At 34.8% G+C, this 13,256-nt stretch carries 9 protein-coding genes; all 9 read right to left on the bottom strand.

Annotation, left to right across the window (positions count from 1 at the left end; all coding sequences use genetic code 11):
* Positions 1–3 precede the first annotated feature (3 nt).
* The 9 genes from IPK88_19130 to IPK88_19090 all read right to left on the bottom strand — a co-directional run bounded on the left by IPK88_19130 (position 4) and on the right by IPK88_19090 (position 13,155).
* Positions 4–1,002, bottom strand: a complete 999-nt coding sequence (locus tag IPK88_19130; protein MBK8245549.1) for a T9SS type A sorting domain-containing protein — start codon at positions 1,000–1,002, stop codon at positions 4–6.
* Between the two features lie 4 nt (positions 1,003–1,006).
* Positions 1,007–3,130, bottom strand: a complete 2,124-nt coding sequence (locus IPK88_19125) for an aryl-sulfate sulfotransferase (GenBank protein MBK8245548.1) — start codon at positions 3,128–3,130, stop codon at positions 1,007–1,009.
* A 392-nt stretch (positions 3,131–3,522) separates the two neighbouring features.
* On the bottom strand, positions 3,523–5,775 hold the full coding sequence (locus IPK88_19120; GenBank protein MBK8245547.1) for an MMPL family transporter: 2,253 nt from the start codon (positions 5,773–5,775) through the stop codon (positions 3,523–3,525).
* 234 nt (positions 5,776–6,009) lie between these two features.
* Positions 6,010–6,510: a hypothetical protein gene (locus IPK88_19115; protein ID MBK8245546.1), complete on the bottom strand. Its 501-nt coding sequence runs from the start codon at positions 6,508–6,510 to the stop codon at positions 6,010–6,012.
* 153 nt (positions 6,511–6,663) lie between these two features.
* Positions 6,664–7,638 (bottom strand): hypothetical protein, encoded by a 975-nt coding sequence (locus IPK88_19110; GenBank protein ID MBK8245545.1) that lies wholly within the window; start codon positions 7,636–7,638, stop codon positions 6,664–6,666.
* An 18-nt stretch (positions 7,639–7,656) separates the two neighbouring features.
* Positions 7,657–8,037 (bottom strand): hypothetical protein, encoded by a 381-nt coding sequence (locus IPK88_19105; protein ID MBK8245544.1) that lies wholly within the window; start codon positions 8,035–8,037, stop codon positions 7,657–7,659.
* Between the two features lie 25 nt (positions 8,038–8,062).
* The gene (locus tag IPK88_19100; GenBank protein ID MBK8245543.1) at positions 8,063–8,833 is read right to left on the bottom strand and encodes a YceI family protein; all 771 of its coding nucleotides are present in this window, start codon (positions 8,831–8,833) and stop codon (positions 8,063–8,065) included.
* 848 nt (positions 8,834–9,681) lie between these two features.
* On the bottom strand, positions 9,682–11,307 hold the full coding sequence (locus IPK88_19095; protein ID MBK8245542.1) for an acyl-CoA carboxylase subunit beta: 1,626 nt from the start codon (positions 11,305–11,307) through the stop codon (positions 9,682–9,684).
* A 402-nt stretch (positions 11,308–11,709) separates the two neighbouring features.
* Entirely contained in the window at positions 11,710–13,155 is a 1,446-nt protein-coding gene (locus tag IPK88_19090) for a trypsin-like peptidase domain-containing protein (protein MBK8245541.1), read from the bottom strand.
* Positions 13,156–13,256 lie beyond the last annotated feature (101 nt).

Below are 13,256 nucleotides of genomic sequence, written 5' to 3'. Positions count from 1 at the left end.
ATTTTATAGTAGTGTTACTTTTTTAATTTGGTAAACCTTATTTTTTTCATTTTTATATCGAATGAAATATATGCCTGATTTTAAAGAGGAGGCATCTATATTTAATGGATTTAATCCATTTGACTTGTATGTTGTGATACTTTGGCCTACAGGATTTAATAATTCAACAGTTCCTGCAGAATGGTTGATGAAGGTACAGTGTATTATATCTTTCGCAGGATTTGGTGATATTTTCATCTCTTCAAAGTTAGTGCTCATGTGATCGGTAGATGTTGTGTTACAAGCTGCACATGAAGAAAAGCAAACTCCTGAGAGGACTGTGTCGGATACAATATTTATGGTTCTGTAATGATTAACGGCGCAATCATTGGGCACAACTTCAATTTTAGGACTGATTCTTCCATTTACAAATTGATATTCAAATAGGCCTGCATCCACAAAAAATATTGCTTCATAGATGTTGTCGATAAACCGATATAAACTGGATTGATTTTCATTCCAGTTAGGTAAATTAGCATTTACAAAAACACCTTCAGGCGAACTGCCTTCATTTTTCATATCAACTAGCAGGCGTATCATTTTTTTTCCTTCCGGAGCATTTTCACCAAAGCGAATAGCCCCAATAAAACTGGTATCTGAAGAAGTTGAATCTACATAAATCCAACGATTGTCATTGAAGTCATAACCTACTCTGGAAGCGATTGGAATAAATTCTGCTTCATAAAACTGATCCCCATTTACAAACTTATATTCATATTTTCTAAATGCTGGAAGATCGATGATAATGCTATATATTGAAGAAGTTCCTTCTTGTGTTAAAGGCGTACCATCTGAAGTCCAATCTCCACCAGGAAATCCGGCAATTTCTTGAAAATCTCCGGTAATATGAACGCCATTGGGACTGATGGGTTGACCTGTTAAGTCCACTGCAAATTTTACTTTTTTTGCAAACGCAAAGCATGTAAAGCTGAAAAAAAACAGAGTGATGTAAATGATTTTCATATGATTATTTTATTAAAATGAATTTATGAATGGACTTAGTTTGTTGTGTAGATAATTGAATCAAATATAAACCATTTGAAAGATGATTTACATCTAATGCATGTGTATTTTGATCAGACCATATGAGTTTTCCAACCGCATTAAATATATTGATTTGATAATTTTGTTGGTCTAAAGATGGTGCATGAATATTAAGAACTTGTTTCACTGGATTGGGATAGATCTGCCAATCCAATTCATTAACATCATTTGTTTGGGTTAATTCAAAGGTAAAACCATCCGATATCTCAGATAGACAACCATTCAAATCTCTGATTTGAACCTGATATATACCGTTTTGGCTTGCAGTTAAGATTTGTTCTGTAGCACCTGAAATGGCAGTGCCATCCAAAAACCACTGATAATTAGTGGCAGAAGTCGACATTAAATCATTTGTTGATCTTGAAATTGTCGGCTTAGTCGGAGCAGGGAAAACCACAATGGAATGTGATGAACTGTATTCATTGGAGCCATCTTTGATTTTTAAAATATATTCTGTGGAGGTCAATGGAGCTACATTTATTGTGGTTTGCGTGGAATTGAAACCAGGAGGATTGGATTCCCATGTTAAACTAGTTGATGAAGAGCCATTTTTTATAATAGCGCTGATTATCGCACTATCACCCATACAAATGGAATCTGAAGAAATTATAACATCAGCACCAAGTGATTTGATTTCTTCTATTTTAAATCCTTTAGAATATTGATAGACACATCCTAATTCATTGGTTGTGCGTACTAAATAGATTCCTGCTTTGGTTGGTGTTATGGATTTCGATTGTTCATCTTTTATCGCTTGGCCATTTAAATACCATTGATAGGATGCAGCATCCGATGAATTCAAGCTAGTGCCGATCTGTATAATTGTTGGAATGGGAGGAGCCGGATTTTCTAATTGACATTTTGAATATCTGAAAGCTTGTGGAATAGCACCATTATAAGTTTTGGACCATAGTGTAGCCCCTGTTGAATTTATTTCATAAACAGTTCCGGCTGTGGCTAAGCAGACTAATAAATTTCCGTTGGGTAACTCCTGTGAGCTGCCCATATTGCTGCTGTAGCCATTAGCTGTATGTCGGTAGGTATATATGGAAGGGTCAAATGCCTTGCCACTAGTTATGTCATATAAATAGCCGTTTAGAGGTGGATTGACTTGGTCTACACACGATTTGGTATTTGAAATGCCTTGATTGTTAAATCCAGCTAAACGACCACTATTTGGCGCAGTCTCAGGAATCCAATGAGCGTCATGTGTAACTTTCAAATAGTTGGTCCCAGTAGCTCCATATGCTGCAGGATTGCCCCAACGGTACAGAAAGTCACCGCCTTTGCCAGAATTTCCACCGGTATGACCGGCTGCTTCAAGCGTTGTGGTGCTGTGATCAATAACATACCATTCATTTAAATTATGTGAACTGACTACAATTTGATCCAGAATGGGATTGTAATCCACACCATTCATATGCATCCAGTCCTTGCTTGGTTTATAGTTGATATTGAGTAATTCAGGATGATTAACTATAGAAGATTGATAATTTGCTTTAGAGGCATTCGTATTTTGAACCAGATGATCCCATACTTTCCATTCCCAAATGACATCCCCAGTAGTTAATCCAGTTGGTTTGACTTCTACAACTTTATCTGGCCACATTTCTCCATTAAAAGTGGATCCAGCTGCAGAAACTTCAGCAGCTGTTCTTTTTTCATAACTTATGAGTAATACATTTCCGTTGGGCATGGGACATATGTCATGATGCATACTGTAAGCGGTGGTTGAATAGACAAAATCCCAAAGTAAGGTTCCATCCCAGGCTAATTTTTGAACTTTTCCAGTCTGCCCTCCACCTGCAAAGGAGTTCGGAGAATATCTTACCGTGCGCCAAAGAAAGCCACCCGGCATCAGGTGTGATGAATATCCGGTCATACTGCCGTTCAGATTCCAGGTTTTTACTACAACTGCGTCAGTATCTACAAGTTGTGCTGTTGTCGAATTATTTGGAGCTATGAGTGTATAATCGCCCCACTGTTGACTTGCGAGTTTGGAGCTGATCACTAATATCAAAAATACCAATTGAGAAAATAACTTCATGAATGACGATTTAAATGACTTATACGTAAAGCGGACTTAAAAGGATGCTTAAGCAGGTGATAAAAGTAAGGAATTTACAAACTATCAGGGTATAAATATTTTGTTTTTTTGAATTTTAACACTTTTTACTATTCTAATTCATTGAAAAGGGCAGTTATTGCAATTCATTGTTTCTCCAAAAAGATCATATGATAAAAGGGCGAAGTGAATTCCAATGAATTTACCAAGTTAAGGTTTAAGTTGATCATTATCATGTAAAATTGTAATCCTAAATGCTATTAGAAAAATTAAGAAGATTCTTCAAATTTCTAATGTTATTTATTGGGGAAGATTTGAATCGGTTATGTTATTAACTTTTAAAAAAGAAATGGGATATGAATTCATTTTTTAAATTAGTTTTTATAAAAATACCAGATCAAGATGGGCAGTATCGTTAAGTTTAATATAAGCGCAAAGAGCAGACTAATCGAAATTAAAAGTCCAATGTAAAAAGTTCCACCAAAACTCGAAGTTAATAGAGAGAGAAAACCAAGTAGTAAGATCAATGTAGTAATCATCATTGGTCTTCCAACTTCTAAGAAAGTTCTGCGCAAAGCATTGGAAATGGTAAGGTCTAACTTCAATTCAAGTTTGAATCGATTTAAAAAATGTATGGTATTGTCCACTGCTATACCAAATGAGATGGAAAAAATAACTGCAGTATCTGCTTTTAAATGGATGCCCAATAAGCCCATGATGCCTGCCATAATCAAAAGTGCAAGAAAGTTCGGGATCAAAGATATGACTACCATCCTATAAGATTTCATCATATAATACCCAATCAATCCAATCAATATAAAGGCAATGATTAATCCATTCAATAAATTGTTAGTTAATGAATAGGCTATTTTGTCGAATATTATTGAAGATCCTGTGAATTTGTAAGTATAATTATTTTTAAAATTGAGCTTGTTAAAATATTTTTCAAAACGATGACTTAACCCTTCGAATTCTTTAATAGTTAAGTCCGGAAGTTTGCCGCTAATTCTTAATGATTTTAGATCCTCTGCATAATAACGGAGCCATTCATCCCGATATTGAGTTTGGTTAATTTTTAAAGTATAATCATTAATTTGATCCTGACTTGAAGGCAAGCTAAAAAATGCCTGATCACCGCCATGAAATACTTTATTTGTTCCTTTGTATAAGGATAGTGGAGAAATGATGCAGGCAATATTTAAACTATCATGTAAGATGCCTTGAATCACTTCTACTTCTCTGAGCCTTTCCAGATTAACAAGTGAATCATTGGTGTTTAGCAAGACAAGTTCCATTTCAAAATTTCTGGTGCCATAAAACTCGTTTTCAATAAATTCATAATCTGAAAGTAGTGCATTGCGAGCAGGAATTTCTTCCAACAGACTTCCGTTTATTTGAATTTTAAAAATATAATAAAGTGAAACAATCATTAGCAGGCAAGTGAAAGCCAATATTTTTATTTTATGTTTAACAACTTGACTATAACTCCAATTTAGTAGTAAGGACCATTGTTTATTGTGTTTGTTATGCTGAATAGGAGCTGGCTCTGTTGTAATATGATAATATGATTGAAGGAAAAGATATGATATGACAAATGCAAGTAAAACACCTATTCCCATAAATATTCCAAATGTTCTTATGGGCAATATATCCGTAATACTTAATGTAAAAAAACCTACTGCTGTTGTCAAAGCTGCAAAAAAGGTTGGGACTTTTAATTCATTAAAAGTCCTGGTTAATGCATCTTCTTTCGAAGTTCCAAGACTCAATAGTGTGTTATATTTGGTAGAAAGGTGTATGATATTCGACATGCATATAATGGACAATACGGGAGGTAACAAACTGGTTAAAACATCCACTGGATAACCACTTATCGAAATTATAGCCAATGACCAAATATTAGAGATAAAAATAATGATCAATGATATGATAATGGCATTCCATGATTTGAATATAAAATATAAAGCCAAAACGACTATAAGTATTGAGACAAGGAGATAGATTTTTATATTTTTTTTAATTTCTTCAATATAAGTAGTTTCAATTCTGATTTTAGCAGCCAGATGCGATTCATTAAATTGAAGGGCATTTAGTTTTTTCTGAATCTGGAATAACAGCTGTCGCTTTTGTAAATGAGTGAGCCAGGGTTGATTAAATGCTGCAATGGCAATGGAGTTACCTTTTTTAGAAATGAGTAATTGTCTATATTCTTCTGAATTAAACAATAGGATGGAATCAGCTTGGTATTGATCAGGTTGATTGATGTGAATTAATGGCGCAGCACTAAAGGTACCATTGTGTAAAGAAATAAAACTTGAATTGGTTAGTGAATATACTTTTGCAATGTAATTCAGCTTGGATATATATTGGGTGAGTGTATCTACTTTTCTTAAAAATTCAATTTGAAAAATCCCTTTGTAATTCTTAAGACCAATAAAGATGACTTCTTCATCGATATCCGTATGAAATTTTCTTTGAAAATCTTCGTAATACGTTACATCAGGATCATGTATTGGAAACATATGATCCAGGGCAAAGTCAAATTTCAAATGGCTCAAAGGAATGAAACAGAGCAGGGTAATGAATAGAATAACATAAATAACTATGTGATTATGTTTCTTATTCATTTTAAATCCATTTAGTAAAAGGATCTAAACTAAATATCCAATTTATATTATATTCTAAATGCATAACTAAGTGAGCGCTAAATTACATTAATTTAAACAGGCGATAGCGGGTTTTTTATAAATAAATGTGGGATTGCGTTATAAGGCTTTAATTCATTCTGAAAGTCTGTTTAATAAATGCTAAGTTTTAAAACATATTTTGGATCAGAATTTATTAAATTGAACCAATTCAAGTTAACTTGATAAATACATATGAATAATGGATTCCAAATTGGTCATGTCTACAAGTATTGGTGCTTTTTTGAGATCAAAAACAAACATGCCATAGGCATCGTTATATTGATCCAGATCGATGGTATATCTTGTATGATCCAAGCCTACAAATACCAAATACCGGACATTTTTTGAATCTACAATTTTAAGTTGAGACCAATTTTGTTTCAGGACTATATGTGCATTTCTGATTTGATAAAAATATTCATGCATGCTGCCATCAAATACTGAAGGATCTGTTATTGCTTTTATACGGTTTAGTTGAAGTGAATCTGGTTGATAGAAAACTACAGATATTGAATTAATGTATAAGGTGTCTTGAATTGTACTAGCTGGTTTTTTGTGTATTTCTGATGGGTCTTTTGATTGGAGTTGCTGGGATAAATTTTTTTTTGAACCTTCACTGCAAGATGAAATCAATATGAAAAAGGTTAAGCTATAAAAAATTGAAATTTTAAACATTGATTTTGAATCTATTTAGTTGCTTATAGTCGAATTAATTATTGTAATTGTTTTATGTGACAGATAATATTAAAGCACCTAAGTTTGGATAAACTTAGGTGCTTTGGGAATGATTCATGTTTTGCAAAATGGAATAACGTCAAAAACATAAACCTATAAACTCCATAATCTTGTTATATTGAATCCTATAATGAAGTTACCACCAGCAATTTTATTATTTGCAGCGTCGGTATATTTCACCGGATTATTGGTATTAAACAAATTGTTTCTCTGAGGATTTAAGAAATAGTAATTGCCTGCAAATATTTGGAATGAGTGTCCACTTGTACCAAGTTCTAGACCAAAAGAGAGATTTGGATTTGGATTATTGGCTGTATGTATTGTAATAGGCTGATCATAATTTACCATAATGGCCATACTATTTGTGACTTTGTATCTTCCTGAAAAAGCTAATGCAAAGTGATCATGTTTCATTTCTGCAAATACTTGATTTTCACTTTTAACACTATCAAGTTGTACTTTTTTAATAAATCCCTGAACAAAATTCTGGTGGGACAAACTTGGAGCTACTTGGATTGAAAGTTTCTCAGTTATTTTACTTGCAATAATCAGTTGATTAAAAAACCTTAAACGATCGGTTTCATACTTATACTCAGTACCTTCGGGATCTTTTTTTAGATCATAAGACATATTACCATAATATGTGATGCTTACAGGAACTTTCCAGCTGTCTTTCAATTGTTTGATTATGGCATATTTAAGGCTACCATCCACAATTTGTTTTTCTTTAGTAAGCCCTAGACCAAGATTCAAATTGTTGATTGGAGCATAAGCAAAACCAAGTCGAATATTAGATGGCGCAAACAATCCCCACAGATCATCAAATCCATTTTTAACGGTACCAAATCGGTGTAGGATATCAAACTCAAGTGTACCTTTTGCTGGAACCATTACCGTCTGATTATCTATGAGCCAAACACTTTCAAAAGTGTTTTTAGCATATTTTTTTGGTGTTTTAACCATGGCTTCTTCGGTTTCCTGTGCGAATGCCGGTAAACTAAAGGCACTTATGATTACAACCCAAAGAGCAAACCGCAGCTTATTTATTATATTTATTTTTGTTTTCATTTCATTGATTTTTTAACATTAATTATTTTTTGCTCCAGTTCGAATCCAATCGTAAATTTTGGTTCGTTCGCTCTTGGTAGAGTATTCTGACATTTCTCCATAGACAAACTTATAAAATTTACTTTGTTTTGGAAAAGTTGTATTAACATATCCATTGGTTACAATATTTTTAAAGGACTTGGTAACATCATCCATATAAGGCTCGTGGCTTCCAGCGTTATGACAACCTTCATTACTGGAGCAGGTCTTTTTTAAATATGGTGCCAAGTCATTCTTGAAGCTAACTTGTTGTGGAGGATATGAAGATTCTAAATCCGGAGAAACAATATCTTTGTAGCAGCTATTCAGGATCACCGCCACAACTAATACCATTCCGAAAATCATTACACGTTTTTTCATGATATATAATTATTATAGGTGAACATTATTTATTGTTAAAATTCGCATTACAACTCACTTGTATGATGTCATTAACGCTTGTGCTGGTTACGCCAAAATCTCTACAGTTCAATTCAAAAGTTAAATTGAGTCCAAAAACTGAATAAGCCGCTGAAGTACCAAACTGTACGCGTGCACGTGGAACGTATTTTAATTTTCCTTCTAGAGTGACGGTTTTGGGTGCAGCTAATTTTCCTTGCCAGGTAAAGTCCATAGTCACAAGATAATCACTACTTTCAGGATCAAATTTGATAACCCTGGTTTTGATTTTGGCTAAATTGGTCAACTTCAGACTTTGGACGCCAGTTAATATTTTTGCAGTACCTAAAGTTGCGATAATACAACCTGTGTCTCTTCCTGGTTCGCCAGTATCAAAAGTATTTACTTGCACATAACCGTTGAAATAACTTTTTGCCGGTTCGTTTTCATAAAAGGCCCAAGAGGTATCAGGTAAAGGTTGGGTTGTTACAGCATAATCAATTGATTTTGCATCCGTAACATCGTGAAGCCCAAATTGATCAAATCGTCCAGTTAACCAACCTGCAGCTCCCACATAAGCAGATTGCCATAATACTCCGGAGTGCGCTTTATCAAATTTCCATTGTGTGGTATCGCCGGCTGCTAGAGTTCCAGGTAACATGATTTGACCACCTCTAATGATTGGAGGAGCTGTAGCAACTTCATTATCATGAGTACAAGTCAAATAGAACAAGCCAACTAATAAAAGCGTGAAGAAAATATACAATTTTGATTTCATAATAGATAGTTTTATAAAGTAATTTTGTTTAATTGGAATCAAATGTATGCGCTTAATACATCAAAAAATCTGATGATGATCACCTGATAACATGATTGTGATCATTGATTCAATTTTTTTTCTATTACAGGAAATTATTAGATGGAATTTTATAAAATAGTAGGATTAATAATCCAAGGTCATTTCAAATGAAATATTTTAAGATTATTGAGCTATGTGGATTTTTAAAATAGAATTCGGTGAAGTATAATGATTAGAACGACTAAAGGAAAAGTGTAAAACATTTAAACAATATTAAAATAGACGAGTAAATACAACTACTTGATAAAGTATTTTTCATTTTTGAATTGGGAATATTCTAAGTAGTTGCTGTAATCCAAACTGCCCAATCTAAAACTCATTTTAACGTTTGTTTTTTTGAAAGCGTTGTGTTCTAATTTACAGAAAAAGGGCATTTTGGTAGGTGTGACCAAATTGTTTTTGTAAAATGAATTTGAATTGAAACTTTGAGATGAATCCATTACATAGTATAGCTTATTTTCTGGATTAAAGTGCTTTAGTGAAGTGAAACTTGTAGAAAACTGGATGTCAACATTTGGAGTTGGTTTAGTTTGACTAAATCCAAAAATCGGAAAAAAAGATACAATTATATTCAGAAGATAAGGTGTTCGTAAAGATGAAAATAGTGTTTTCAATATATTATTTGTTGCATATCCATTGAAGTACACTGCCACCTAAAACCAACCACATAATTCCTTTAATTAAAAAGAACAAAAAACCAACAAGCCCAAAACGCTTCAACCAAGTTTTTTTATTTTCTTCCATATGTAATTTATTTTAGATCAATATTAAGTTTGGATGACACCCACATTAAATTTTTGTACAGGTGCATGATTCGCAGCTTCTATACCGATACTAATCCATGATCTGGTATCACGCGGATCGATAATGGCATCTACCCATAAACGAGATGCTGCATAATATGCTGAAGTTTGTTTGTCGTAACGTTGACTTATTTTTTCAAACAGGGCTTTTTCTTCTTCATCATTAGGGGCTTCGCCTTTGGATTTCAATGAGGCTACTTGAATTTGTGTCAACACCTTAGCTGCTTGCGCTCCTCCCATCACTGCGATTTTAGCTGTAGGCCAAGCAACTATTAATCTAGGATCATATGCTTTCCCACACATGGCATAATTGCCTGCACCATAAGAATTACCCACCACGATAGTGAACTTAGGGACAGTACTATTGGATACAGCATTAACCATTTTAGCCCCATCTTTGATGATGCCTCCGTGTTCTGACCTAGTGCCAACCATAAATCCTGTCACATCCTGAATGAAAACCAAAGGAATTTTCTTTTGATTACAGTTTAAAATAAATCTTGTGGCTTTGTCTGCTGAATCCGAGTAAATAACGCCGCCCATTTGCATCTCGCCTTTACCGGATTTGAACACTTTTCGGTCATTAGCCACAATTCCAACAGCCCAACCATCGATTCGTGCATAAGCACAAACAATGGATTTGCCATAATGTTCTTTGTAGTATAGGAGGGAGCCTTGATCCACGATACATTCCATTATTTGGGTCATGTCGTAGGGTTTTAATCCATTTTCGGGGAATAGGCCTAACAGGTCATTTGGTTTTCGTACCGGTGGAATGCTTGGTACTCGATCGAAACCGGCTTCAGGGTCTTTACCGAATTGACCTACCAATTTTTTGATGGTATCGAGGCATGTTGGATCATCTTTCATTTTATAATCCGTTACACCTGAGATACTATTATGCGTTGTTGCTCCACCTAGTGTTTCATTGTCTGTTTCTTCACCAATGGCTGCTTTAACCAGATAGGAACCAGCTAAGAAGATAGAACCTGTTTTATCCACAATCAGAGCTTCATCTGACATGATGGGTAGATATGCCCCTCCTGCCACACAACTGCCCATGATAGCAGCTAATTGTGGAATACCCATACTGGAGATGATGGCATTATTTCTAAAAATACGGCCGAAATGTTCTTTATCCGGGAATATTTCATCTTGCATCGGAAGATATACGCCTGCACTATCCACAAGATAGATCAAAGGCAATCGATTCTCCATGGCTATTTCCTGAGCGCGGAGATTTTTTTTACCGGTTATGGGAAACCAGGCGCCAGCCTTAACGGTAGCGTCATTTGCAATGACCACACAAAGGCGATTTTGGATGTATCCAAGGACAACCACGACCCCTGCGCCCGGGCAGCCTCCGTGTTCCTCATACATTTCAAACCCTGCGAAAGCTCCAATTTCCAAAACCGGACGATCCGGATCCAGTAAGTATGTAACCCGTTCGCGAGCGGTCATTTTTCCCTGTGCCTGTTGGGCTTCTAACTTTTTCTTGCCTCCGCCGAGGTATATTTTTTCGAGTTCTTTATTGAGTTTGCCGATTGCTAATTTAAGAGCATCTTCATTCTTATCAAATTCTTGATTCATATTGGTATTTCGCTGACTGCAAAATTAACCCAGAAAAGGGAGTGGGGGTAAGTTTTATTAAATATTATACTAACATTTTATTGGCTATGATCAGAGATTATTAAATTAAGGCTTGGTTTATATTGTAATAGAATTATAAGTATTAAATATTGATTTATAGTAATTTATAAATATATTATAATATAATATTACAATTTGAATTAATGATAGGCTAATTGTGAATTGTCTAGTGTAATAATTCCTTGATCAGGATTTAAAGTTATCCTCCAAACAAGCAAAATAACTAGATCTAAGACCAGAACTTTTAATATATATTTTTAGTAGTTCTTAATTACAAGAATGAAATTCTAAAGTTGTTTTAGGAACCATTGGAGTATTCATTCTAGGCTCCTTTACACCATTCTAATCCTTATAAAAACTATACGGATACTTACCCTTATATTTTTCATAAAACCCATCCAGCGTTATTTTATCATTGGAAGAATTAATGATAGCAATGAGTTCGTCCACTGATTTTATTTTTTTATTATTGACCGAAGTGATGATATAATTCGGTGCCATGTTGGTTTTAAATATTTTGCTATTTTGGTAAATGCTCAATACCCTCACACCCGATTGATTGAATTCTTTATTTTCTTTCTCACTCAGATCCCTAAGTTCAAAACCCAATTGAACCAATATCGGATCTTTACGGGTAGCAATTAGTTCTGTAGAATTAATTTGGTTTTTTAAAACGGCTTTTGCTGTTTGAACAGCCCCATCGCGCCAATACGTAAGGGTAACTTCTATTCCGGGTCTGAATATTCCAATAATTTCTTGTAGTTCAGATACAGAAGCGACTTTACGACCATTTACTTCGAGGATGATATCATCTGATTGGAGTCCGGCCTCATCAGCAGCACCAGATTTAGTTGTATTGGAAATATAAACCCCAGTGACCCGATCCAAGCCAAATTGCTTAGCTTTGACATCATCTACATTTTCTATAGTAACCCCAAGTAAACCTCTTTGGACAACTCCAAATTCTTTGAGGTCTGAAATAACTTTGCGTACTAAGTTGGATGGGATGGAGAAGGAATAGCCCTCATAACTACCGCTGTAGGTCATAATCGCTGTGTTAATTCCTACCAGTTCGCCTGCTGTATTGACTAATGCACCTCCACTGTTTCCTGGATTTACGGCTGCATCAGTCTGAATGAAAGATTCGATTCTGTATTGTTGCGAATTCAAAATATTGATGTTTCGGGCTTTTGCGGAAATGATTCCTGCGGTAACGGTGGACTGTAATCGGAACGGATTACCGACCGCCAGAACCCATTCCCCAATTCGGGTCGAATCAGAATTTCCAAACATTAAGAAGGGTAGACCTACGGTTTCTATTTTGAGTAATGCCAGATCTGTATTGGGATCAGTACCAATCAATTTCGCTTCGAACTCCCTATTGTCATTCAGGAGCACCTGGATTTTTTTAGCATTTTCAATAACGTGATTATTGGTAACAATATAACCGTCGTTGGAAACAATAACTCCAGATCCAGTAGAGAGGGCTCTATTGGGAAGTGAAAAATTATCCTTATTCGAATCAGAAATGCTTTCAATAAAGACTACTGCCGGTGTACTTAAATCAGCTGCCTCAATAAAGTCAGTTGGAGAAGTTGACATGAGCCTGGAATGCAGACGGTCAGATCTTAACAAGCGATCTAATTGGGTATTGTTGACTTTTTGGGCTCGCCATTCTTGTATTACTTTGAGTTCATTTTCATGATAAAATACATGAAAAATACCCACACTAACTAGTGAAGTAATGAGAGCAGTGGTACAAATTATCAGAATCAGTTGCTTTGACATAATAGAATTATATATTATAAATAATACTAATATGACACTAGCAAATACCGTGCCTAACGGTAAGCGCTTGTCTTTCTCCTATAACAACGTCTAATATTTAA

Source organism: Candidatus Defluviibacterium haderslevense (genome assembly GCA_016712225.1).
GTDB lineage: Bacteria > Bacteroidota > Bacteroidia > Chitinophagales > Saprospiraceae > Vicinibacter > Vicinibacter haderslevensis.
The sequence above is the reverse complement of the archived record's forward strand: the minus strand, read 5'-3'. Positions and strand labels throughout refer to the sequence as shown.